The sequence below is a fragment of the Pontibacter sp. JAM-7 genome (assembly GCF_048548695.2).
Lineage (GTDB): Bacteria > Pseudomonadota > Gammaproteobacteria > Pseudomonadales > Balneatricaceae > Neptuniibacter.
This window is the reverse complement of record NZ_JBLYIF020000001.1, coordinates 117,218-139,591: the sequence shown is the minus strand read 5'-3', so window position 1 is coordinate 139,591 and position 22,374 is coordinate 117,218. Positions and strand designations below refer to the sequence as shown.

Below are 22,374 nucleotides of genomic sequence, written 5' to 3'. Positions count from 1 at the left end.
GTCAATCCATGTCGGCTTTGATGAAATTATTATAAATTACATGCCCAAGTAGTCCGAGGAGAATAACGTTACTATGTTCATGCATCAAGTTGCATTTTATCTAATATAAGACCTTCAGAAAGCTTCTCAGCAAGCCAACCTATCACCCAGGAGCCTCGAATGTGGCATAACTACAGTGAAGCCTGCGCACGTAATCAGCAGCCAATTTTCAAGGTTTTGCAGTACTACCTAGCGCCCGGCCAACAAGTTCTTGAGGTCGGTAGTGGCTCGGGACAACATGCCGTACACTTCGTCAGCAATCTGACAGGCCTGACGTGGCAACCCAGTGAACTGGAGGAAAATATACCCTCGCTGGCCACTAATATTGCCACCTACAACCTGCCCGGTATTGCCAAGCCAGTCGCACTGGATGTACTTAAGACAACAGTACTGCCTGCCGCTTATGACGTGTTGTACACCGCCAATACCCTGCACATTATGAGCTGGCCTGCTGTCAGGCAGCTCGTCGAGCTGGCGGGAAAATTTTTACCGCAGGACGGTTTAATGATTGTGTATGGGCCGTTCAAGTACCAGAATGCATACACCAGCTCCAGCAACGCTGCCTTCGATCAATGGCTTAAGCAACGTGACCCACACAGTGGCATTCGCGACTTCGAAGCTCTGGAGGCAGAAGCCAACGCGGTTGGACTTCAGTTACTGAAGGACTGGGACATGCCCGCCAACAATCAATGTCTGGTCTGGCAAAAACGCAGTTAACCAACTCCGGTACGCTGCGCTGATCGGGAGAACCATCTATGCACTACACCACTGAGCATATTGAGGAATTAAACGTACTCAGCCTGTATACCCTGGAAACCACCCAGGAAGGTATCAAAGTTCACTCCAATGCCAGACCTGAAGTCATTTCCGCCACCCAGCGCCTGTTTGAGAAGGGACTAATTACGCAATCTGATGGTGGCTACCTCACGCCATTGGGCCACGATGCCGCTGAACACAGTCAGGTTTTGCTGACCATTCTGTGTAGCGAAAGCCGGGTAACGCTTTAGCACCCGTTAACCACTCGCTTCAGCTCCACTACGAGGGAACCTACGAATAAGTCCAAAACCCTCTGGCTTTCAGAGCAATGTGCGATCAAGGCAGCGATTACAGGCATGCTGGTTGCCTGTCGAAAAACGATAACACAGAGATTGGATTGCTCTGAAATCCCCATGGGGCGGGCTCTAAAACAACCTGCTGCTTTGTCAGGCAGCTTGGGAAGGACTTGTCATTCCGCTGCGCTGCCTTTCGCGCATCAGGCTGATTTATCGCCCGCAGAGAAAGTCTTGGACTTGTTCGCAGGTTCCCTAGGCACAGCGGCGTCCTGCCGCAGTGCCTGATATTGTTTATCGAGCAACAACAGACCCGCTTCTGTGATACGAGATAACGCCACCTCTGAGCTATTTAGATAACGTAGAATGTGCTCTGCCAACACCAAAAAACGCGGCTGCGCTGACTGTTCATATAAATCCAGCATTAGCTGAGCTGCGGCGATATTCTGATCCAGCTGCGGCAAAGGTTTTAGTGGCGTACCACTGTCGGCAGCACTCACCAACCCCGCCGTTGGATGTTTTAAATAGCGCCCGATAAAGTCGCCGGTTTGCAGCGCATGCTGCAAGGCCTGTCGATCCGCTGTAACCTGGTGGTAGGTCAACAGCGCTCTGGCCATTATCAGGTTATCCGCCAGATAGGGACCGGCTACATCACGCCGGTCATGCCGAAAACCACCCTGGCCCAACCTGCGCTCACTAAATACCCATACCAACGCGCGTTCCGCCCTATCCAGCAGCAGCTTGTCCTCAGTGACAGCATACAGCCGCAGTAACGCATCAACGGCATAGCCGGTTGCAGAGGCATACAATTGCTGGTCAATTCTGGGCAGTCCCTGCTGTAGTCGTGCCGCGCGATTAAGCTTGTAATAGTCATGCGCTTTTTTACCCGGGACCAGATCTGCATCTTGGGAGTTATAAAACCCCCCTTCCGGTGCCGACAAAAATTCAAGCAGATAGCTCACCACGGCTTGTGCAGCTTGCAGATAACGAGGCTCACCGAATTGCTGATAAGCCAGCGTATATAGCTCGACATAACGTGCCTGGATGCGCATGATCTTTTCATAATGCGGATGCTGCCAGTCACCATGGGTAGAGTATTGGTATGCGCCACCAAACACCGGATCAATAAGTTTGATAGCACTGTCCAAAGTCAACCGGGCCCGCTGTTCAGCTTTAGTATCCCCTTCAGCGGCCAACACTAAGTCCCAGGCCAAGGAATCTCGTTCAATAAATTTCTGGCCTATATCCAAACCACCAACGGTGTAATCGAAGCGGCGGCTGTGTTTTTGCTGCAATTTAACGCGCAGTGACTGCTCCAGAGAGGCGTGTTTGGCAACCTGCTCTGGATAGCTCAGCTGACTGCCCTGAGGCGTAGGATCCTCAATGATGTCTTGGAGAATAGCGACCATTTCGTCCGGGGAAATATATCCAGCACGCTTCAGTAGCTCAGTGCCATCAGGAGCATACACCACCGTGGCCGGCCAACCCCAGTCACGGTAACGTTCAGCCAAATCCGGCCTGGCATCATGATCAGCTTTCAGGGGGATGAAATGCTGTTTGAGCAGCTCAATGACCCGTGGGTCTTCATAAGTGGTGGCTTCCATCACATGGCACCAGTGACACCACACTGCAAGCAGATCCAGAATCAGATACTTTTTGCTTTCCTGCGCCAACTGAAAGCTGGCGGCATTATGCGTTTGCCACTGCAGCGTTGACTCAGATTCAGTTGCCATAACGGGGCTAGCTTGCAAGCACCCCAGCAAACAGATTCCAACGAGTCCTTGTTTGAGCATTCTCACTCTCTCTCTCCCGGTTTGATTCGTTACCTATCAATACGCCTTAAACCGGGAAACAGATGTCAGTGCTAAACAGCCAAAACAAAAAAAGGCCCCAAAGGCCCTTTATCGATACGCTATTTTACATACCTTCAGGCTTTATGTGCCTGGTCATACTGTTGCAATACCTGGCGTAAATCCGCCTCATGGGCAACATCCCCCTGGCATTCCGCCCGAGCAATATCATCAAGGATCATACGACGAATCACCGGATCCTTGCGCCGTTCCAGCAGGTCATGCCCTGCAGCCATAGCGATCATGTTATCAACATGTGCGTGTTCTGCGATGGCGGCCACTTCTCCAGAAGTCAGATCACTCAAATCCAGGCATTCTTTGTAAGTTAACATAACAACTACCCCACCTGCCTGATTAAAAATCTCACTTACAGCTTATGCCGAATTTACGGACACGGACTGAACCAGGCCTAGAAAAACCGCGCTTATTAGGCGTTGTCTGATCCAGATCAAAGGGGGGATGGACTGATAGAATTTCAGGCGTATAACTTGCAAGCCTGCGAGGCTGCTTTATCATGCCGCTTCACGCTGAAACAAGGAAACTCCCATGACCCCTGAAGCCTTTGTTACCGCCCTGAAAAATGGCGACACCCTGGACTTTGAAGACACCATGTCGGTTATTGAACAACACTTTCTCTACCAGCCAACCGCTTTTCGTAATGGCGAGTTGGAAAATGCGGCGGGGCAAAATGAAGGCAGCTGCAAAATTTTTGCTTTCGCTAAGCTGATGCAACTAGATGAACAAACAACGTTGCGTTGTTTTGGCCGTTTCTATCAGGACGTAATGGCTACACCGGACGGATCAGACCACGGCAATATTCGTAACTTCATGCAATCAGGCTGGTCGGGCATTATTTTTTCAAATACTGCCCTGACCAGCAAAGGCTGATTCAACTCAGGCCAGGCGATCATCCGCCACATGGTAGTGGGGATCTTCAATCACGTTGACCTCCACTAAGTTACCCGCGCGCTGCAACAGAGCCCGGCACTCTTCACTGAGATGTCGGATATGCAGTTCTTTACCTGCTTTTTCGTAGCGTTCAGCCAAGGCATCAATCGCTTCAAGACCTGAGTGATCCATCACCCGGCAATCGGCAAAATCAACAATGACTTCCGGCGGATCATAACGCGGGTTAAAACGATCGCGGAACGCCTGCACTGAGCCGAAAAACAGCGGCCCCTTGGGCAGGTAGATTTTGGTATCAAATTCATCACGAATCTCAAACTGCATCGTGCGAGCATGCTTCCAAGCGAAGACCAATGCCGAGATGATCACCCCAACAATCACTGCAATCGCCAGATCGGTCAGCACAGTCACCACGGCAACCGTGATCCCAACAATGGTATCTGACAATGGAATCTTGCCCAGCAGACGGAAACTGGCCCACTCAAAGGTGCCAATCACCACAATAAACATCACGCCAATCAACGCCGCTACCGGAATCTGCTCGATCAAGCTTGACCCCACTAGGATAAACGCCAGCAGGAACAGCGCCGCAGCAATACCTGAGGTTCGCCCCCGACCGCCTGAATTGATGTTAATCATGCTCTGACCAATCATCGCACAGCCACCCATACCACCGAAGAAACCTGTGACAATGTTTGCCGTACCCTGACCTACGCACTCTTTGTTACCCCGGCCCCGGGTTTCCGTCATTTCATCAATCAGGGTCAAGGTTAACAAGGATTCAATTAAACCAATCGCCGCCAGGATCAGCGCGTAAGGCACAATGATACGCAACGTCTCAAGGCTAAAAGGCACATCCGGCATGGCAAACATTGGGAAGCCGCCAGCAATTGTGGCAGCTGCATCGCCGGTCATATCCGCCAACACATCCTGTACCGTACGCGCATCCAGATCGAGGCCTATTGCCAGCAGTGACACGGTCAAAATAGCCGCCAGAGAAGAGGGAATCAGACGGGTTAACTTGGGCAGAAACTGAATAATCGCCATAGTCAACGCAATCAGGCCCAGCATCTGCCACAGATCAACACCCTGCAGCCACTGGGTAATACCCATCTCATCGGTGTACTGGAACTGCTTAAGCTGAGCCAGGAAAATCACGATGGCCAGGCCGTTAACAAAACCCAGCATCACCGGATGCGGCACCATGCGGATAAACTTACCCAACCGGAAAGCACCTGCCAGGATCTGGAAAACCCCCATCAGTACCACCGTTGCAAACAGGTACTGAACACCGTGCTGAGCCACCAAGCTCACCATCACCACCGCCAGCGCACCAGTGGCACCTGATATCATACCCGGACGACCACCTATAGCTGCGGTAATCAGCCCGACCATAAAGGCAGCATAAAGTCCGACCAACGGTTCCACACCGGCCACAAAAGCAAAAGCAACAGCTTCGGGCACCAGTGCAAGTGCAACTGTCAGACCTGAAAGCAGGTCGCTCCTTAAATTGTGCGGTCGCGTAAAGACATTCTGAAACATAAGGATATTCCGTCAGTATGGGGGCCTGAAAAAAGCACGCAGGCGTAAGCAAAGCCTGCAATTATAACAGATATATAACCACTTTACAGATCGGAAGGCCGAATATAACGTAGGGTTTTGCGCCGCAAAGCAGCCCGCTGTGCAGTCGCAATAAAACCAGCCAAATCGGCTAATTCCTGAGGGAGTTTTAGGCAAGTTATCTGGCACAGCTGAGCCAGATTTTTCCAAGCGGGCGGCAAATGAGCCAGGTGCGACACCATACCTCCCTGGGGGTCTGCAACCAGATACTGTAGCCTGCCAATACCTGATGCCAAAATACGGCATAAACACATTGGGCAGGGTTCTAGCAGACTCAGTAATGTCAGTTGCTGGGGGTTTGCATAATCGGGATAGTCCAACTGGAACCGCTCAAGAAGCGAAATTTCAGCATGCGCTCCAGGATGGTAGCCCTGCGTGAACACCCCATTCGCGGCTTGAGACAAGATGGCACCATTGGCGTCGATCAAAATCGCTGCCACACCATAGTTGCCTTTGCTCAGCGCGGCCATGGCAAGCGTACAACAGTGCAGCGCCCGCTGTTCGGCCAGGCTGCCAGACTGATATTGAGTCCGACATACCGCCAGCTGCTGCTCAAGCTGGCTGATACTCGGGGCTTCGATCATCCACTTCACCTATCACATTTCAGAAATGCCACTTCAACAGAATAGAAGGGTTTCGCTCGTCTACGCCGGCAATACCAAACTTATTATTCCAGTGCGCATACTCAAGGCCCAAGTACAGCCGGTCACCCCAGCCCTGAGGTACTGGCAGTTGCCATTTTAACTGCGAGGTAAAATTCATTTCCGCTGCATGCATAGCGCTGGCGCTGGACCAGTCCAGAAAACCGTCATACAGTAATTGCTGTCCGGCCAGAGTGAACGGGTATGCCCAGGTCAGCGTCATCTGTTCATCATCCGACCAGCGGGCATTTTCCACCCGATACAGATTGATATTGAAGTACGTAAAGCCAGACAGATTCAAGCCAACACCCACACCATAGAGGGCGTTATTAAAGCGTTTGCCCAATGCCCGTCCCGATTCCAGCATTGTCGCCAAGTAAACACCCTTAAGCAGGCCAGCGTCCTGCTCTAGCGGTGATAGGAACGGCAGTTTTAAGCGAGGCGCCCACTCGCCATATGTCTCATCATCACCCGCTGCCGATTTTAGCCGGTCAATAAACAGGAACCAGTCGCCCCAGTCGAAGACTGAGGCTTGTTCCAAGGTTATAACCTCGCGTTGATTATCACCCAACTGATAGTGACTACCATTGAGATAACTAAGGCTGGTCGTTGCAAACAGGCGCTCCGCCTGTACGCTAAACGGCACCAACAACAGGCAAAACAATAGCCCGCGACATGCCATAGAAGCCACTCCAATTGATTGAAATACAGACTAAATGTACGTGTTTTCATCATCCTGCCACAAGTCTAATTGCTCTGTGGTGCTATGAGTTCCGGATAACAGCCTGATACCCACCCCCAACAGACGTACCGGCTTCCCTCCCCGCCCATAGGCTTCTCGCAACAGGCTTTCATAACATTGCAGGGTTGGACGCGTGACCTGATGCTCGGCGGTCGTCTGGGTAAAGTCTGCAAACTTCACTTTGACCACCGCACCGGCAATGTTCCTCTGCTTCAAATGCTGGGCCGCGCGCTGCCGCAACCGGTCGATTAAAGCGGGCAGTTGTTGCTGGCAGGTCGTGTAATCCGGTAGATCTTCGGCAAAGGTGTGTTCAACACTGACTGATTTACGCTCACGGACTACCCCTACTGGCCGCTCATCCACCCCATGCGCCAAGTGATAGAGGCGCAAGCCAAATTTGCCAAACTGCTGACTTAATAACGCCTGTGATTGTTGTTTCAGGTCCAAGCCTGTTGCAACGCCCAAGCGCTGTAACTTAGCCTCGGTTTTACCGCCAACACCCGGCAGTTTTCCCACCGGCAAGGCCGCCACAAAAGGCGCTATCTGCTCAGGTCTAATCACAAACAACCCATCAGGTTTTTGCCAGTCACTGGCAATTTTGGCGAGAAAACGATTAGGGGCTACACCGGCAGAGACACGAATACCAACCTGACGAAACACTTCCGCTTTTATCTCTGCAGCAATGCGGGTTGCACTGCCCTGAAAGTGATTTGAGCCGGTTACATCAAGATAGGCTTCATCAATCGAAATCTGCTCAATCAGGTCAGAAAATCCAGTCAGAATCTGCATCACTTGTGCCGAAGCAAGCCGATATTTCTGCATATCCGTAGGCAGTAAGTGCAGGTCTGGACATAACCTGATCGCCTGAGCTGTTGCCATGGCAGAGTGGATACCAAAACGCCGCGCGGGATAGTTGCAAGTGGCAATTACCCCGCGCCGATCTACACTTCCACCTATGGCCAGTGGGATTTGAGCCAGTGCGGGGTTGTCGCGCATCTCAACTGCAGCAAAAAAGCAGTCACAGTCGATGTGGATGATTTTTCGTTGGGTAGCCATAGCAATTCACTGTATTTATATACAGAATTATAAATAATAAAAGTATCAGAGCAACGCAATAATCCGATTATGTCAGCTGCCTGATTCTGGGGAGATACGTCATGCAGGAATCCGAATGGGACGGCCAGAACCGCCGCAAAGGCCATGAACGCCGCACGCATCATGACCGCAGAGAAGAAGTGCGTTTTGAACCCGGCAAACTAGACCGGCGTAAAAACCATGGTCGACGACGTGAAGAACGAGACATCTGGTTTCACCGCGAAGAATAAGTCTGGCGTGAACCAGCAACCGCGCCAAAACCAGCTGATCGGCGGCTGGCCTGCTTTGTCATAGTTTAGTCATCAAACTATCAATTTAGTGTCATGGCACTGGCATACAGTGCCGGATATGAATACAGACAATCTATACCCCGTCCCTGTTAGCCCGGTCATTAACGTAGAACAAGCGCTACTGACGAAATACCCTGCCTTTGAAAACAAACCGCCGCTCATGCGACGGTCGACACTTTATCTGCTGCGCAAACTGGTGCGAGAGCAGGAGATCAATGGTTTTCTCGATCAGCATCAGGACCTGAAAGGATTTGAGTTTGTCGATAAGGTGCTGGAGCATTTTAATTTCAGCTACAACCTCAGTCACACGGACCGGACCAATATCCCCTCCTCCGGACGCGTGCTGATTGTTGCCAACCATCCCCTGGGCGCACTGGATGGTCTGGCACTGCTAAAAATGGTGGGCGAGATCCGGCGCGACGTAAAGATCATCGCCAATGATCTATTAATGAGTCTGGACCCACTGAAGCGTTTATTATTGCCCGTAGACAACATGGGTAAGGGTACACGTAAGGCCGACATCAGCCGAATTGTCGATACGCTGCACAACGAAGAGGCGGTGATCGTGTTTCCTGCTGGCGAAGTCTCCCGCGCCGGTCTGACCGGGATTCGTGATGGACGCTGGAACAGTGGCTTTCTCATGTTTGCCCGGAAATCCAACGCACCGATCCTGCCCGTGTATATTGGTGGCAAGAACTCCTCACTGTTCTACGGTATTTCCAGCCTGAACCGTCAACTTTCGACCCTGATGCTGCCACGAGAGATGTTCCAACAACACAGCCATTCGCTACCGATGCGCGTTGGTGAGGCGATTCCTTTCAGCCAGATTGATGCCATTCCGGTTTCCTCACGGGAAAAATCCAAGCTGCTTAAACGTCACCTATACCGCATAGGCAAGGGACGCAAGCCGCTGTTCATTACCGAAAAAACCATTGCTCACCCACAAAACCGGCAAATCCTGAAACAGGAATTACGTCAGGCGCAAAGGTTGGGTGAAACGGCTGATGGCAAAAAAATATACCTGTTTGATTACCGGGCTGACTCCGCAGTGATGCAAGAGATAGGGCGCCTCAGGGAAGTGGCGTTTCGCCAGGTAGGCGAAGGCACCGGGCAAAAACGCGATCTTGACCGCTATGATAGTTACTACCGCCACCTGATTCTCTGGGATGAAGATGAACTGGAGATCGCCGGGGCTTATCGACTGGCAGAAACGGCAACACTCATTCAGGCTAACAACACTCCCATCTACACCGACTCACTGTTTCGTTACAGCCCCCAGATGCAACCCTATTTTGCCAAGGGTATCGAGCTGGGCCGCAGCTTTGTTCAGCCCAAGTACTGGGGCAAGCGCAGTCTGGATTACCTCTGGTACGGCATTGGTGCCTATCTGCAGCAACATCCGGACATCCGTTATATGTTCGGGCCCGTCAGCATTAGCAACAGCTACCCTAAAGCAGCCCGGGATTTACTGGTCTGGTTTTACCGCCATTATTTTGGTGACACCGAGGGCCTGGCGAGTTCCAACTCCCCATACCAGATCGACCGGAACACCGAGCAACACCTATTATCGCTTTTCAGTGGCAATGACTACAAAGCGGACTTTCGCATACTGAAAGAGCAACTGGATTATCTGGGTGTCAGCGTGCCCACACTGTACAAGCAGTACAGTGAAGTCTGTCAGGAAGGCGGCGTACGCTTTCTGGACTTTGGCGTGGATGCGGATTTCGGCTACTGCGTAGACGGCCTGGTACTGGTTGACATGGCATACCTGAAAGAAAAAAAGCGTGCCCGCTACCTTAACCCACCGCAGTAATCACTGCCGCCGCTTGGAACTATGACCCGGTTATAAACACTATACTGACATCAGTCATGTGTTGAGGGCACACCATGGGTCGGCAATCTCCATCAGTCATCCGCTCAAGCCAGAAAGATATCGATGCGTTTATTGAGCAATTGGCGAAAGCACCAGCGCTCGTCACCGGCGGCAGTGGCCGGCTGTTGTTCGCGCTGGATGCGACAGCAAGCCGGCAACCCACCTGGGATCATGCCAGCCACTTGCAGAGCGATATGTTCAGCACCGCAGCTGCAATCGGTGATCTGCAGATTCAGTTGTGCTATTTTCGCGGCTTCGGCGAGTTCCGCCACAGTCGTTGGTTTACTGATAGCACCAACCTGTTACAACAAATGACACAGGTGCAATGCGCCGCCGGTCACACCCAGATCGCCAAAGTGCTCAGTCATGCGCTGAATGAAACCCGCAAACAACCGATACAGGCGGTCGTCTTTGTCGGTGACTGTATGGAAGAAAGACTCGACACACTTTGCAACCTGGCCGGGCAGCTGGGTTTACTCAATACCCCTCTGTTTTTATTTCAGGAAGGTAGTGATTCGGCGGCGGCAAATGCGATGCGACAGATGGCCAGATTATCCGGTGGTGCTCACCTGCAATTTGACCAACGCAGTGCTGATCAACTGAAAGCCTTACTGACAGCGGTTGCTATCTTCGCCACAGGTGGTAAAAAAGCACTAGAGCATTTTGCCCAGCAACAGGGGGCGACCATTTTGCGCCTGACTCAGCAACTGAAATAAGGACCCTTTCGTGAACCCCATCAGCCTATTATTGCTTGCCGGAATTGTTGCATTGGTGGTGTTCTGGGTCCGCTCTCTCCCTCAGAAAAAACGAGGGGGCGCGGTGATCCTGCTCGTGCTGGTAATCGTGTCACTGGCTATTATTCTGATGGCGATTACCGGCCGCCTACACTGGATCGGAGCAGTATTTGCCGTTTTACTCCCCTTCGCGAGGCAAATTTTCCCCTGGATATTGCGCCTGTTTCCCTTTCTACGTTTCCTCTATCGGCGCCGCCAATCACAACAGCCCCAGGCAGGCAACGTATCGGAAGTACAAACCCGTATTCTGAAAATGCAGCTGGATCATGATGCCGGAGTTATGTACGGACAAATCCTGGCTGGGCCGATGCGGGGACGAGAATTAGGAGACCTCTCTGAGCAACAGTTTATCGAGCTGCTGCAATATTGCAGAGCGGAGGATGGAGAATCCGCCCGCCTGCTGGAAGCGTATCTGAACAAACGTTTTGGCGACTCTTGGCAAGACGATGACCCCGGTGAAACGACATCTACTGCCCCGGGAAACAGCCATTTGACCCGGCAGGAAGCCTACCAGATTCTCGGCCTGGAGCCCGGCTGCAGCCGTGAAGAGATCATCAGTGCCCACCGCCGCCTGATGCAGAAATACCACCCGGACCGCGGCGGCAGTGATTACCTGGCAGCGAAAATTAATCAGGCCAAGGACTGTCTATTGAACCCCTAAGTGCCAAAGCTGTTCTGGGTCGGGTCCAATCAATTTCAGTTGCAGCTGGTTTTCGCCATAGCTGGCATTGAAACCTTCCAACACCAGCTGCCCTGAGTTATTACGAGAAAACAACAGCAGATCACTATCGGGGCGGCCATTCGTCTGGTCAATCTGCACGAGCAGTTTACCCGTTGGCAGCAACGACCACTGCCCCTGCTGCAACACGGGTGGTTGCTGATCCAGATAGTGCTGTTGCAACTCCATATTGCCGGAAGCAAACAACAGCATATCAATACGACGGCCGGGCGTATTGGCCACTTTTAATTCAGCCAAATAGTGGCCGGGCAGCGTACGTTGTGCCAGATCACCCGACCGAGCACAACCGGTCAACGTTCGTTTATCAAGGTGCAGCTCAGCCTGAAATTCATACTCGCCGGCAAAGGCATCGCGACACACGGCGGATTGCAGTTCGAGGGCAAACTGAATCGACTTCCCCGTGCGATCCTTCATCTCGCCCTGCCACGCCAGCGTATCAGTAACATCAGTCTGATTTACGGGAAATATCCAACGCGAACGCCGCGCATAATCCTGCACGATGACAGCGTCGGCGGTAACGTCCGCCACCCAGTCACGCCCACCTGCAGCACGATATTTAATCCCGTTCAACGGGAAGCGACAGGTTGCTTTACCACCACCTAAAACATGTATCGACTGAACTTGCCAATGCTGACTATCCACCCCAGGGCGCAGTGAAAACTCACCATATACCGTCGGTGCCAGCTGTTCACTAAACCGGCTGTGTAGCCGCTCGGTGGGGTCCGTCAACAACCAATCATAACGCGCGAAACAGGGGCGAAAGCGCAACACCCCCTCAGCAGTCTGACTGACAATACCTCGTTGGAACAAACTCGGCTGATTCACTTCAGACACCTTGAATGCCTGCTGTTTTTTGACCGGTATACCCTGGCAGCCTGACAGCAGTAGACTGAGCAGCAAAACCCCACTGACACTCCAACGACACGTGACTAACACTGCTTTACTCCCTGCTATTTCGCCCCTAAGCACCGGATAATAGGCTGCTCCGCTAGGCAGGAACAACCACTCAGTAGCACCTTGGCCAATCCGATGCGCTAAATGCCGCCCCGTGTCTCCGTTTGGATACGCCTTATCTGCTTGATATATATTGAATTTCTATAAAAAAACCAAAACCTGTCGCTATTTGGAAACAGATTTATCATCAGATGATAAAAAATCCATCGCTGCCGCTCCAGGAAAACACTTAAAACAAAACCTATACACCTGATTTATAAGCAGTAATAAACACATGGCACATAACTTGATATGACCCAACCGTATATCGATGAGTTTGAATTTTCCCGTAAGGAGACTGTGTATTATGAAAACCTGTGCTTTGCTGCTGACTTCTTTGCTGTTTGTTACCCCAATTGCCATAAGTGCAGAAGAAACCGCGCCTGCCAAGAACCAGGCCGCTGAAAACACTGAGACAAAACCGCTGGCGGAAACTCACGAAGAGATTTTCACCAAGCTGGATATTGATCAGGATAATAAAATCAGCATGAAAGAAGCTGAAGTGTCTCCTGCCCTGTCCAAGGGCTTCGCCTCAATTGATACTGACAAGGATGGTTTTTTGACTAAGGAAGAATTTGCCAACCTGTGGGCCCGTGCTGCAAAAACACGTGACCGACTGGCCATGGTAAACAACGCCTCTCTGTGAGGGGGAGCCCTTGCTTCCCGGATACCGTCCTTGTTGACTGCAGCTTCCGAGACAGCTGCTGACAGTCACCTACCCAGGTATTTCGGGAGCAGGTTAAATCAGGGACGTCCGTTCTCCAAGTTAGCCCATTCACCTGATTTAGCCGGCCGATTCAGCCCATGAATCGGCCTTTTTTCGTTTCTACCCTCCCCGCCCGCAATACATTAAGCCGGGGATTGTGGATAATAGATTAACCTGTCTAGCTGCCTACACTTCTGCCCATGCCCAAACAACCTGCCAATATGTGGCGCCTAAGCTCACTGAAGCAGCTGGTCATTCTGGCTTTTGTCGCCGTGGTCGCGCCTTTTGGCATACTGATCTATTACGCCACCGATCAATTGGTTGACCAGTCCAGTCAGGGCCGGGTCCTTGCACAACAGGCACTTGAGGTCACCCGCCGAGGCCAGCAGCTACAGCAGCAGGCCGAAGCAATCACCCGTGCGGCAAAACAGTTCGAAATTCTGCAGCGTGAAGATATCCGGCAACGCTTGCTGCAACTGATTAACGAATTTGAACAACAGTTCACCCTGCATCAGGCGCTGTACAGCAACCCGGAGCAAAACACCCTGATTCAGCACGTGCTGGATCACTATCGTCAAAATACCAGCAACCCCCCGGCAGAACTGCAGCAACTCACCCAAACCATGAACCAGTCGGTGGATCAATACCTAGACACAAGCTTGCAGCGCCTTAATCAGGTCGCCCAGGACACTCAGGTACGGCTGGAAATCGTAACTTTACTGTTACTGGCAATTTCCCTCCTGCTGATGATCATTTTCAGTCGCAGTATTATCCAGCCAGTAAAGCGGATAGCTCGACGCATACGCGCCATGGGCACAGGTGAATCCTATGAAAATCTGGGCGTAGGTGGCCCCCAAGAACTGGTTTCCCTTGAGCAACAACTGAACTGGTTAAGCGAGCAACTGAGTGCCGCAGAAGAAGAAAAACACCGTTTCCTGCGGCACATGTCGCACGAGTTAAAAACACCCCTCACTACACTGAGAGAAGGTTCAGACCTGCTGGCCGAACAAGTCACAGGGGCACTAAATGAGAGTCAGCAAGAAATTGCCAGCCTGCTACAAAGTAATGCCCGCCAGCTACAACAACTGATCGAGCAGCTGTTGGATTACAACCGTCTGGCACAGCTACAACCGACAAAAGGCAGACCTGTAGCACTACTGCCCCTGCTGCAACAGGCCTGTGAGCCACACCAGTTACTGCTGGAACAGAAACAGATAACCCTGCACCTGCCACAGCACGATCTGACATGGCATACCGATGCAGATATGCTGCTGAGGATACTGACTAACCTGATCAGCAATGCCGCCCAATATGGCGCAAAACAGGGTGAAATTCGCCTGAAAATGTTCATCGAAGATAAACAGCTGTTTATCGATGTGCAGAACAAAGGCCCGACCATTCCCTCCAGTGATGTACCACACTTATTTGAACCCTTTTATCAGGGGCAAAACCGCCGGGCCGGTCCCGTACGCGGCTCAGGTATTGGCCTGAGTATTGTCAAGGATGCCGCCAGCGCATTGGGCGGCTATGTTACCCTGCAACATAATAAAGATCACACGGTTTGCTTTCGGGTAAACCTGACCCAAATGGATGCTGCCTGATGCCAAGCCATTGTTATAAATTCCTGCTTAGTCTGCTGCCCCTGCTGCTTACCGGCTGCCAGTTGCACACTCTGGTGCCAGCAACAGGTAGCGAACGAACCTGTAGCATGAACAATAGTGAGTTGCAGATGCTGCAACAAAGCGAATTCAGCCTGTTTCATCAACCCAAACAAAAAGCGGCGCTCTTGAAGCAAGCCAGAAGTGATAAGAATATCGCGTTACAGGCGGTCCTGCTGTCTCAACCAGATGCAGCCCTGGAACAACTGCAACAGGCCGTACGGCTGTATGAACGCCTCGTACTCTATCCCAGCAAAGACTGTCCCGGGGACACCTACCTGAACCTGCGGCAACGCCAGGCAGAGAGCATGCAGCAATTGATACTGGAAAGACAAACCCTGCAACAACAGCATCAGGAGATGCAGGCCAAAATCAATGCGCTGACTGAACTTGAAAACGAACTAACCCGTGAGCGAGAGTCCCAGCCATGAGTGCACATATTCTTTTGGTCGATGATGATCCCGCCCTGCTGAAACTATTACGTGTCCGGCTGGATTCTGAAGGTTATCGTGTCACCTGCGCAGAGAGCGGCGAAGACGCCCTGAAACGCTTGGACGAATCGGTACAACTGGTGCTAACTGACCTACGCATGGAAGGTATGGATGGCCTGAGCCTGTTCCATCAAATCCAGCTACGGATGCCACAACTGCCGGTAGTGATACTGACCGCGCATGGCTCTATTCCCGAAGCCGTCAGTGCCACCCAGCAAGGGGTTTTTGGTTTTCTGACCAAGCCAATCAATCGCGATCAGCTGCTGGACACATTGAGTTCTGCCCTGGCTGAAACCACTGTCAATCAGGGCGACTGGCGGGCCGATATCATCAGCCGCAGTCCACTGATGGAACAGGTACTGCAAGAAGCCGAACAGGTCGCTAGTGCCGATGTCAGCGTGCTTATCACTGGTGCCAGTGGCAGCGGTAAAGAGATGCTGGCCAACGCGATCCACAAAGCCAGTCCGCGTTGCAAAAAGCCCTTTATCGCCATCAACTGCGGTGCTCTGCCCGAGCAATTACTCGAATCCGAGTTATTTGGCCACTGCAAAGGCGCTTTTACCGGTGCGATCAGCAGTCATGAGGGGTTGTTCCGGGCGGCGAACGGCGGCACCCTGTTTTTAGATGAGATCGGCGATATGCCGATGCCCCTGCAGGTTAAGCTACTCAGGGCCTTGCAAGAACGTCAGATCAGACCGGTCGGTAGCACAGATTCAGTGCCCGTCGATGTCAGGATACTGTCAGCGACACACCGGAATCTGGAAGATGCCATGACCCAGCAGGAGTTCAGGGAAGACCTGTTCTATCGGCTTAATGTCGTCAACCTGCATCTACCTTCGCTGGCAGAACGGGCGGAAGATATTCCCCCTCTGGCGCGATTTTTCCTGCAGCGCGCGGCACAACGCCATAATCCGAAAGTAAAGAATATCTCCAGTGCTGCTCTGCAGTTATTGGCACAAGCGGCCTGGCCCGGCAATGTGCGCCAGTTAGAAAACATTATTGAAAAGGTCACCGCACTCAGCACCACGCCTGTAATCAGCGACAGCGCTGTGTCCCGAGCGCTGGCCAATCAAGACCAGGTCATGCCCAGCTTCAATGAAGCCCGCGCTGAATTTGAAAAACGTTATCTGAAAAAAGTCCTGCAGATCACCGAGGGCAATGTCAGCCAGGCGGCACGCATTGCCGGACGAAATCGCACCGATTTCTATAAGTTGCTAAACCGTCACGACATGGATGCATCCAGCTTCAAAGACTAAGTACTTAGCCGCGACCAATCTCGGCAACGACGGCAGAGGTCAGCCTCACCAGGTCAGCGGCTGCCATCTCAATCTCTAAGCCGCGCTTACCGGCGCTCATAAAAATGGTTGGGAAAGTGCTGGCGCTACTGTCCAGCACCAGAGGCAGACGTTTTTTCTGTCCCAGCGGACTGATACCGCCCACGACATAGCCGGTAGCACGCTCAGCATCCTGCGGGTTCGCCATCGCCACTTTTTTAACGTTTAACGCCGCAGCCATGGCTTTCAGATCAAGCTTACCCGCCACTGGCACAACCGCCACCGCCAGATGTTTATTATCCCCATTACAGGCCACCAGCAGGGTTTTGAATACCTGTGCCGGGTCTAACCCCAGCACATTGGCAGCTTCTTCCCCAAAGGAGTCAGCCGACGGGTCATGCCGATACTCATGCACCTGATGCTTAACTTTGGCTTTTTTTGCCGCATTAATGGCCGGCGTCATTCCCTGCGCATCCCCCTGCCGGACATCACATCAGCCAGGTCGATAATATCGATGACGGTGCCTTCACCGCGACTGACCCGGACCACCTTATCCTGAATCCGCAGCACTTCGTCAGCCACCGCATCGGCGTCATAATGCAACCGCCCCAGCAGGTCACGCGGCAGAGGTTGTGCATAGCCACGCAAACTTGGATCCAGCACTTCACCACGCGCCAGTTTTTTCTGCCAGCCTGGAGGTAACTCGCCCCCCCGCTCTAGCTTTTTCTGCAGCCCTTTCGGCAGCTCTTTTTGCTTACCGTAGGTCTGCCCGGTGCCGGACGCGGCATTATCATTATAATACTGGCGGATTTCGTCCCGCTCCCGATCACTGAAATGGCGATACTCCAGCCGACCCTGCAGCCTTGGCTCATCATCGCGACCTTCACGGTAGTCACGACGCTGCTCCTCATCACGACGTTCTGTTACCTGCTCCGTTTTGGCATGTTTTTTATGCTCTTTCTTACCCGCATGTTCTGGCTTTTCTGCATAGGCGGGCAACGCCAGTAGTGCTGCTAACACTGTCAGTGCAAACTTATTCATCAGCAATCCTTGTTATTTTCGGGTTATTTTCGAGCCTTCCAGAGACAAGTTATACATCAGTCCCTTATTGGAGAAGATAAAACCAATGATGGGATCCTGGATGGTAGAGCTGTCAATGGTGCCGCCCACACCCAGTGTCACCAACGCGACACTGCCATCCACACCCGCTTCCCAGCCCTGACTATTCCTGAACTTCTGCAACGCTGCATCCGTCATAAACAGAATCATCTGGGACTTGATTTGAGCACCCAACTGCAGACCAATAGATGCCGAGAAAATAGTGTAATAGCCATCGGTTTTGCCACCGATCATGAGCTTCCCTTCGCCGTACTCACCACCAATGCCGATGCCTGCCTTGTATACTTCGGGAAAGATCAACACACCTTTTGCCCGGTTGATTAACTCTTTACCCGCCGCACTGTGCTGATAAAATTTTGTCAGCGCCTCTCGGGTTTTAGCATCTATCTCAACATTAGAGGCAGCCTGCGCCAGGCTACTCATGCTCAACAAAATCAAAAAAAATGCTGTGATATTCCGTAATTTCATCACGCCCTCCCGGGTTGTGGGTTTTTATTCTTGTACCATAGTTTGGCTGAATAATGCCTGAAAAGCAGGGGCGGACAGCGCCTAGTTTCCAGCCCAGGTCAAGTCCTGCGCTTCAGAGGTATCAGTACCTCTTCCAGTCCGTGGATACGGATCTCCAGCATCAGGGCCAGTAATTCCCCCAGCTCCCCCTTGGGAAAACCTTTATTGGCAAACCACAACAGATAGGATTCTGGCAGTTCCATTAGCAACCGCCCCTGATAACGACCGAATGGCATATTCATCCGTGCCAGCTTTAATAATTGGCTTTTATCCATCGTTGTAAATACTCACCTCAACCATCACCCGCAACCTATGAACCGCACGCTATAAAAGCCAGCCTTTTGTACTGGACAGCTACCACCAAGGCTTTTTATATTAGCCGCAAACTGATGACGCTACATGACACCATGTTACCCACTGAACCCTTACAGAAAGCCCTGCGCCTGCTGCAGCAAAACAAACTCGGTCCTGCCATTGCTCTGGTGAAGAAACAGCTCCATCAGTCGCCGCAAGACTTCAATGCCCAGCACCTGCTCGGGGTATTACTGTTAAAGCAACATAGAGTTAAACAAGCTGTCTACGCACTTAACTGCGCCGCAGCTTTACCCGCACCAGCGAAACAAAAAGCCCAGGCGCTGAATAACCTGAGCCTGGGCCTGCAACAACAGGGACAGTTTAACGCCGCGCGGCAGGCACTGCAGCAAGCTATCGAAATCTGCCCGACAGATCCGGCATTTTACTGCAACCTTGCTAATCTGGCCGAAAGCGAAGCTGATTTTCCAGCCATGGCAGACAACTTTCGTCAGGCCCTGTCCCTGCAACCAGGCATGGCATCTGCCGCCCTGGGCTATGCCATCGCCTTGCGCAAGCTTGAGCAACCGGCAGCAGCACAACAGGAGTTGAAAAACATAACTGAAGCAGACCGGGATTACGACTGGCTATGTGAGTGGTGCCTGATCGGCAGCCAGCTGCAACAACAAAGCTTGCTGTTCGCCGAACTTGATCAACTAAAGCTTGATGGCGACAGCTGGCGTGATCTGGCCGACTATATTGCCGAAGAGGGTTATGCGGCATTGGCAACGCCCTTCTATAGCGCCTGTCTCTTGCGTAACCCGTCCGACCATACCGCCCAGCACATGCTGGCGGCTATAGCCGGCGAGGATACCGTACGAGCCCCTGCCAGCTATGTCAGCACGCTGTATGACCGTTGTGCTGATGAGTTTGAAAAGCGACTGGTCCAGACACTCGGCTACAACGCTCCGACCCTGGCAACCACGCTGCTAAGGACATTCAACATACTGCCAGCACAGCAGGTACTTGATCTCGGGTGTGGCACCGGACTGATGGGGCAAGCACTCGCCGAGGCAACCACCGGCCAGCAACTGATCGGCGTTGACCTGTCGCAGAGTATGCTGGACCTGGCCGCCAATAAACAGTGCTACGCCCAACTGATCCATAGTGATGTCTTAAACTGGCAGAACTCTCAGCAGTTCTCGCTGATCTGTGCGATGGACCTGCTGATCTATTTGGGTGAGCTCACCACGCTATTGGATAAAGTGACTGCCTGGCTTACCCCCGGCGGGCATTTTGTCTGCACCCTGGAATTGTGCAGTTTTGACACGCCACAGCTACAGCCATCCGGCCGTTTCAGGCATAGCATCGGCTATATCAGTAAACAAGCTTCCATCAGGGGGCTGATAATGCGTCATCAAGAGACTCTAACATTACGCCGGGAAGGCAATAGTACCGTTGAGGGTGCTATCCTGCTGTTACAGAAGGAGGCCTGTCGTGACCGAACAAAAACCCTACCAACCGATTAACTGTGATCAGCATGATGGCTATGAGTTAGCCTGTATGCGTCATGCTATCCACCTTTTCAAATGGCATGATGGCAACCAGATTCGCAGCGAAAAATTGCGCTGCCGGGATTTGGAATATACTGGCGGAGCAGAGTACCTGTTGGCAGACAACCGGGACGGGGAACCGTTTCGCATCCGGCTTGATCAAATTATCAGCTCACTGCCCTATTAATTTCGTTAAGGACAGCCAATGCCCGTCAGCAGACTGGACAGCATCCATATCTACCCGGTCAAATCCTGTGCCCCTATCCAGCTATCTGCTGCCAATATTGATCCCCACGGCCTGCCGTTTGATCGCCGCCTGATACTCAGCAGCCCGGATGGCGCCATGCTGACCGCCCGGGAAATTCCCAAACTATTGCTGTTTAAAGCGTTACTGTTACAGGACGGTATCGAGATCATTGCCCCGGATGGCGAGCATATCACCCTGCGCTACCCCGAATTAATCTACACCTACCATCAGGTGAACATTTGGGGCGATGAAGTAAATGCCCAATCCTGTGGCGAGACACTGGACAATTGGTTTTCTGACAAGCTGCAACGCCCCTGCCGGTTGCTGTACTTTGGAGAACAATCACAACGCTATACCAGCCGACGGCCGGCGCAAGGGGTCGCCTTTGCAGATGGTTACCCTTTACTTCTGATCTCACAGGCGTCATTAGATGACCTCAATCAGCGCAGCACGCAGCCGGTTAGCATGGCACACTTTCGACCCAATTTAGTGGTCACTGATACCATGCCCTTTGCCGAGGATCACTGGCGCAAAATACGTATCGGCGAAGTGGAATTTGACGTGGTTAAACCCTGCTCCCGCTGCGTGATGACCACCTACGATCCATTAACCGCAGACAAAGTCGCTAACGCAGAACCCTTAAAAACCCTAATTAACTTTCGGCGCGGCCAAGATGGTGAAGTTTATTTCGGTCAGAACCTGGTGGCACTCAATCAGGGTTGCATACAGCAAGGTGACAGAGTTGAGGTTTTGGAGATCCAGACACCGGAGGTGTATCCGGCATCAGCACCGCTTGTACGGCCGACATCTGCAGTACAACAGCATACACCTGATGCCTGGTCTGATGGTCAGGTCGAGCTGACCTGCACCGCCCGCATTCAGGAAACGCCAGACGTTATCACCTTCCGTTTTAGCCAGCCGGAAAACTACTGCCGTACTGAGTACCAGGCCGGCCAATTTATCACCCTGTCGGTGCCTTTAAATGGCACCACCGAACGTTGCTATACCCTATCCTCGTCGCCATCCAGAAACAGCGATATCGCCATTACCGTGAAGCAGGTCAATGCGCAGGGCGTCTCCGCCTGGCTGCACCAGCACCTGCAACCGGGCGGCATATTGCAGGCCAGCCCACCCCGCGGCCAGTTTCATGTCAACAGCAGTGGTCAAGCAGCACTGTTACTGCTCTCAGCCGGTAGCGGCATTACCCCGCTACTCTCAATGGTACGTGATTTAACCGACAGCCAAAGCCAGCGGGATCTGGTCTTTTTCCATCAGGCACGTCATAAGGAAGACCTTATCTGTCAGGATGAACTACTCTGGCTGGCACGGCAAAATCCGCGACTGAAACTGATTTTTTGTTTATCGCAACCCGATGCTGGTTGGAGTGGTGTCACTGGCCACCTGAGCAGAGAGACGCTGTTACAAGCAGTACCGGATCTGCTGGAGCGCGCGGTTTATTGCTGTGGCCCGAATGGCTTTATGCAAACGGCCAAAGGCGCCTGCCGCCAAATCGGATTGGCGGAGCAGCAATGGTTCCAGGAAAGTTTTAATATAGTGCCACCGCAGCAGGAAACAGACGCGGCCGAGAGTGCACTGAACATCTGCTTCAACCATGCAGTACAGGTGACAGGCAACAACCGCGAACCAATACTGCAACAGGCTGAAGCTAACGGCATAGGCATCGCCTATGGTTGCCGTGCCGGTATCTGCGGCACCTGTAAGGTGCAATTGGAATCAGGAGAAGTGGAGCGGCTGTCAGAACTGCCGCTATCAGATGCGGAAAAAGCCGCCGGCGTGATTCTGGCCTGCAGTTGCATTCCTCAATCGGATCTTGAGATTACATTGCCCGACAGCAGTGAATGAGTTCGCCATAAAACAAAAAACCCGGCTAAGCCGG

Annotated in this window: 25 protein-coding genes; 14 read left to right on the top strand and 11 right to left on the bottom strand. The window is 52.3% G+C overall.

Annotated elements, in window-relative coordinates; translation table 11 throughout:
• The first annotated feature begins 159 nt into the window (after positions 1-159).
• Positions 160-756, top strand: a complete 597-nt coding sequence (locus tag ACFVYJ_RS00680) for a DUF938 domain-containing protein (protein ID WP_419414253.1) — start codon at positions 160-162, stop codon at positions 754-756.
• A 38-nt stretch (positions 757-794) separates the two neighbouring features.
• On the top strand, positions 795-1,046 hold the full coding sequence (locus ACFVYJ_RS00675; protein ID WP_419414252.1) for a TIGR02647 family protein: 252 nt from the start codon (positions 795-797) through the stop codon (positions 1,044-1,046).
• Positions 1,047-1,291: 245 nt separating this feature from the next.
• On the opposite strand, the gene ACFVYJ_RS00670 is transcribed toward ACFVYJ_RS00675, so the two are convergent.
• Together ACFVYJ_RS00670 and ACFVYJ_RS00665 are read right to left on the bottom strand one after the other, a co-directional pair.
• Positions 1,292-2,881 (bottom strand): DUF255 domain-containing protein, encoded by a 1,590-nt coding sequence (locus ACFVYJ_RS00670; RefSeq protein ID WP_419414251.1) that lies wholly within the window; start codon positions 2,879-2,881, stop codon positions 1,292-1,294.
• Between the two features lie 134 nt (positions 2,882-3,015).
• Complete coding sequence (locus ACFVYJ_RS00665; protein ID WP_419414250.1) at positions 3,016-3,270, bottom strand: hypothetical protein; 255 nt, start codon at positions 3,268-3,270, stop codon at positions 3,016-3,018.
• 214 nt (positions 3,271-3,484) lie between these two features.
• Between ACFVYJ_RS00665 and ACFVYJ_RS00660 the strand changes: the two genes are divergently transcribed.
• Positions 3,485-3,826: a HopJ type III effector protein gene (locus ACFVYJ_RS00660; protein WP_419414249.1), complete on the top strand. Its 342-nt coding sequence runs from the start codon at positions 3,485-3,487 to the stop codon at positions 3,824-3,826.
• Between the two features lie 6 nt (positions 3,827-3,832).
• Here ACFVYJ_RS00660 and ACFVYJ_RS00655 read toward each other — a convergent pair whose 3' ends face one another.
• From ACFVYJ_RS00655 to dinB, 4 genes are all read right to left on the bottom strand, one after another.
• The gene (locus tag ACFVYJ_RS00655) at positions 3,833-5,386 is read right to left on the bottom strand and encodes a SulP family inorganic anion transporter (protein ID WP_419414248.1); all 1,554 of its coding nucleotides are present in this window, start codon (positions 5,384-5,386) and stop codon (positions 3,833-3,835) included.
• Between the two features lie 83 nt (positions 5,387-5,469).
• Positions 5,470-6,048, bottom strand: a complete 579-nt coding sequence (locus tag ACFVYJ_RS00650) for a deaminase (RefSeq protein WP_419414247.1) — start codon at positions 6,046-6,048, stop codon at positions 5,470-5,472.
• 19 nt (positions 6,049-6,067) lie between these two features.
• Positions 6,068-6,787: an outer membrane protein OmpK gene (locus ACFVYJ_RS00645; protein WP_419414246.1), complete on the bottom strand. Its 720-nt coding sequence runs from the start codon at positions 6,785-6,787 to the stop codon at positions 6,068-6,070.
• 30 nt (positions 6,788-6,817) lie between these two features.
• Entirely contained in the window at positions 6,818-7,903 is a 1,086-nt protein-coding gene (dinB, locus tag ACFVYJ_RS00640; RefSeq protein ID WP_419414245.1) for a DNA polymerase IV, read from the bottom strand.
• 101 nt (positions 7,904-8,004) lie between these two features.
• Between dinB and ACFVYJ_RS00635 the strand changes: the two genes are divergently transcribed.
• From ACFVYJ_RS00635 to ACFVYJ_RS00620, 4 genes are all read left to right on the top strand, one after another.
• On the top strand, positions 8,005-8,172 hold the full coding sequence (locus ACFVYJ_RS00635; protein ID WP_419414244.1) for a hypothetical protein: 168 nt from the start codon (positions 8,005-8,007) through the stop codon (positions 8,170-8,172).
• A 118-nt stretch (positions 8,173-8,290) separates the two neighbouring features.
• A complete protein-coding gene (olsF, locus tag ACFVYJ_RS00630; RefSeq protein WP_419414243.1) occupies positions 8,291-10,045 on the top strand; it encodes a bifunctional ornithine lipid synthase OlsF in 1,755 nt (584 codons plus the stop codon).
• A 74-nt stretch (positions 10,046-10,119) separates the two neighbouring features.
• Positions 10,120-10,821 carry a hypothetical protein gene (locus tag ACFVYJ_RS00625; protein WP_419414242.1) on the top strand — a complete coding sequence of 234 codons (702 nt, stop codon included), beginning with the start codon at positions 10,120-10,122 and terminating at the stop codon, positions 10,819-10,821.
• Between the two features lie 10 nt (positions 10,822-10,831).
• Positions 10,832-11,560, top strand: coding sequence for a DnaJ domain-containing protein (locus tag ACFVYJ_RS00620; RefSeq protein WP_419414241.1), 729 nt, complete (start codon positions 10,832-10,834; stop codon positions 11,558-11,560).
• Here the strand turns inward: ACFVYJ_RS00620 and ACFVYJ_RS00615 are convergent.
• Positions 11,546-12,574, bottom strand: coding sequence for a hypothetical protein (locus ACFVYJ_RS00615; protein ID WP_419414240.1), 1,029 nt, complete (start codon positions 12,572-12,574; stop codon positions 11,546-11,548). The genes ACFVYJ_RS00620 and ACFVYJ_RS00615 overlap by 15 nt on opposite strands.
• A 364-nt stretch (positions 12,575-12,938) precedes the next feature.
• Here ACFVYJ_RS00615 and ACFVYJ_RS00610 point away from each other — a divergent pair, with 364 nt between their 5' ends.
• The 4 genes from ACFVYJ_RS00610 to ACFVYJ_RS00595 all read left to right on the top strand — a co-directional run bounded on the left by ACFVYJ_RS00610 (position 12,939) and on the right by ACFVYJ_RS00595 (position 16,742).
• Positions 12,939-13,277, top strand: coding sequence for an EF-hand domain-containing protein (locus ACFVYJ_RS00610; protein ID WP_419414239.1), 339 nt, complete (start codon positions 12,939-12,941; stop codon positions 13,275-13,277).
• A gap of 260 nt (positions 13,278-13,537) precedes the next feature.
• The gene (locus ACFVYJ_RS00605) at positions 13,538-14,938 is read left to right on the top strand and encodes a HAMP domain-containing sensor histidine kinase (RefSeq protein WP_419414238.1); all 1,401 of its coding nucleotides are present in this window, start codon (positions 13,538-13,540) and stop codon (positions 14,936-14,938) included.
• Positions 14,938-15,426: a hypothetical protein gene (locus tag ACFVYJ_RS00600; protein WP_419414237.1), complete on the top strand. Its 489-nt coding sequence runs from the start codon at positions 14,938-14,940 to the stop codon at positions 15,424-15,426. The genes ACFVYJ_RS00605 and ACFVYJ_RS00600 overlap by 1 nt, the downstream gene beginning before the upstream one ends.
• On the top strand, positions 15,423-16,742 hold the full coding sequence (locus tag ACFVYJ_RS00595) for a sigma 54-interacting transcriptional regulator (protein ID WP_419414236.1): 1,320 nt from the start codon (positions 15,423-15,425) through the stop codon (positions 16,740-16,742). Before ACFVYJ_RS00600 ends, ACFVYJ_RS00595 begins: the two co-directional genes overlap by 4 nt.
• A 4-nt stretch (positions 16,743-16,746) precedes the next feature.
• Here the strand turns inward: ACFVYJ_RS00595 and ybaK are convergent, their stop codons facing one another.
• The 4 genes from ybaK to ACFVYJ_RS00575 form a co-directional block, all read right to left on the bottom strand.
• On the bottom strand, positions 16,747-17,223 hold the full coding sequence (gene ybaK / locus ACFVYJ_RS00590) for a Cys-tRNA(Pro) deacylase (protein WP_419414235.1): 477 nt from the start codon (positions 17,221-17,223) through the stop codon (positions 16,747-16,749).
• Entirely contained in the window at positions 17,220-17,801 is a 582-nt protein-coding gene (locus tag ACFVYJ_RS00585; protein WP_419414234.1) for a hypothetical protein, read from the bottom strand. The genes ybaK and ACFVYJ_RS00585 overlap by 4 nt, the downstream gene beginning before the upstream one ends.
• A 12-nt stretch (positions 17,802-17,813) precedes the next feature.
• A complete protein-coding gene (locus ACFVYJ_RS00580) occupies positions 17,814-18,347 on the bottom strand; it encodes a BPSL1445 family SYLF domain-containing lipoprotein (RefSeq protein ID WP_419414233.1) in 534 nt (177 codons plus the stop codon).
• Positions 18,348-18,445: 98 nt separating this feature from the next.
• Positions 18,446-18,661 (bottom strand): DUF3820 family protein, encoded by a 216-nt coding sequence (locus ACFVYJ_RS00575; protein ID WP_419414232.1) that lies wholly within the window; start codon positions 18,659-18,661, stop codon positions 18,446-18,448.
• Between the two features lie 114 nt (positions 18,662-18,775).
• Here ACFVYJ_RS00575 and ACFVYJ_RS00570 point away from each other — a divergent pair, with 114 nt between their 5' ends.
• Genes ACFVYJ_RS00570 through ACFVYJ_RS00560 form a run of 3 tightly spaced genes read left to right on the top strand, consistent with a single transcriptional unit; the run spans position 18,776 to position 22,340 of the window.
• Positions 18,776-20,206, top strand: a complete 1,431-nt coding sequence (locus tag ACFVYJ_RS00570) for a methyltransferase domain-containing protein (RefSeq protein WP_419414231.1) — start codon at positions 18,776-18,778, stop codon at positions 20,204-20,206.
• Positions 20,175-20,417 carry a Rho-binding antiterminator gene (locus ACFVYJ_RS00565; RefSeq protein WP_419414230.1) on the top strand — a complete coding sequence of 81 codons (243 nt, stop codon included), beginning with the start codon at positions 20,175-20,177 and terminating at the stop codon, positions 20,415-20,417. The genes ACFVYJ_RS00570 and ACFVYJ_RS00565 overlap by 32 nt, the downstream gene beginning before the upstream one ends.
• Positions 20,418-20,435: 18 nt before the next feature.
• Positions 20,436-22,340, top strand: a complete 1,905-nt coding sequence (locus tag ACFVYJ_RS00560; protein ID WP_419414229.1) for an MOSC domain-containing protein — start codon at positions 20,436-20,438, stop codon at positions 22,338-22,340.
• The last annotated feature ends 34 nt before the right edge of the window (positions 22,341-22,374 follow it).

Coding starts and splice junctions, on each gene's coding strand:
- ACFVYJ_RS00655 (WP_419414248.1), bottom strand. CDS start 5,386: ATGTTTCAGAATGTCTTTACGCGACCGCACAATTTAAGGAGCGACCTG.
- ACFVYJ_RS00665 (WP_419414250.1), bottom strand. CDS start 3,270: ATGTTAACTTACAAAGAATGCCTGGATTTGAGTGATCTGACTTCTGGA.
- ACFVYJ_RS00625 (WP_419414242.1), top strand. CDS start 10,120: ATGGGTCGGCAATCTCCATCAGTCATCCGCTCAAGCCAGAAAGATATC.
- ACFVYJ_RS00560 (WP_419414229.1), top strand. CDS start 20,436: ATGCCCGTCAGCAGACTGGACAGCATCCATATCTACCCGGTCAAATCC.
- ybaK (WP_419414235.1), bottom strand. CDS start 17,223: ATGACGCCGGCCATTAATGCGGCAAAAAAAGCCAAAGTTAAGCATCAG.
- ACFVYJ_RS00600 (WP_419414237.1), top strand. CDS start 14,938: ATGCCAAGCCATTGTTATAAATTCCTGCTTAGTCTGCTGCCCCTGCTG.
- ACFVYJ_RS00570 (WP_419414231.1), top strand. CDS start 18,776: ATGACGCTACATGACACCATGTTACCCACTGAACCCTTACAGAAAGCC.
- ACFVYJ_RS00670 (WP_419414251.1), bottom strand. CDS start 2,881: ATGCTCAAACAAGGACTCGTTGGAATCTGTTTGCTGGGGTGCTTGCAA.
- ACFVYJ_RS00675 (WP_419414252.1), top strand. CDS start 795: ATGCACTACACCACTGAGCATATTGAGGAATTAAACGTACTCAGCCTG.
- ACFVYJ_RS00585 (WP_419414234.1), bottom strand. CDS start 17,801: ATGAATAAGTTTGCACTGACAGTGTTAGCAGCACTACTGGCGTTGCCC.
- ACFVYJ_RS00680 (WP_419414253.1), top strand. CDS start 160: ATGTGGCATAACTACAGTGAAGCCTGCGCACGTAATCAGCAGCCAATT.
- ACFVYJ_RS00580 (WP_419414233.1), bottom strand. CDS start 18,347: ATGAAATTACGGAATATCACAGCATTTTTTTTGATTTTGTTGAGCATG.
- ACFVYJ_RS00635 (WP_419414244.1), top strand. CDS start 8,005: ATGCAGGAATCCGAATGGGACGGCCAGAACCGCCGCAAAGGCCATGAA.
- olsF (WP_419414243.1), top strand. CDS start 8,291: ATGAATACAGACAATCTATACCCCGTCCCTGTTAGCCCGGTCATTAAC.
- ACFVYJ_RS00605 (WP_419414238.1), top strand. CDS start 13,538: ATGCCCAAACAACCTGCCAATATGTGGCGCCTAAGCTCACTGAAGCAG.
- ACFVYJ_RS00610 (WP_419414239.1), top strand. CDS start 12,939: ATGAAAACCTGTGCTTTGCTGCTGACTTCTTTGCTGTTTGTTACCCCA.
- ACFVYJ_RS00645 (WP_419414246.1), bottom strand. CDS start 6,787: ATGGCATGTCGCGGGCTATTGTTTTGCCTGTTGTTGGTGCCGTTTAGC.
- ACFVYJ_RS00660 (WP_419414249.1), top strand. CDS start 3,485: ATGACCCCTGAAGCCTTTGTTACCGCCCTGAAAAATGGCGACACCCTG.
- dinB (WP_419414245.1), bottom strand. CDS start 7,903: ATGGCTACCCAACGAAAAATCATCCACATCGACTGTGACTGCTTTTTT.
- ACFVYJ_RS00650 (WP_419414247.1), bottom strand. CDS start 6,048: ATGATCGAAGCCCCGAGTATCAGCCAGCTTGAGCAGCAGCTGGCGGTA.
- ACFVYJ_RS00595 (WP_419414236.1), top strand. CDS start 15,423: ATGAGTGCACATATTCTTTTGGTCGATGATGATCCCGCCCTGCTGAAA.
- ACFVYJ_RS00575 (WP_419414232.1), bottom strand. CDS start 18,661: ATGGATAAAAGCCAATTATTAAAGCTGGCACGGATGAATATGCCATTC.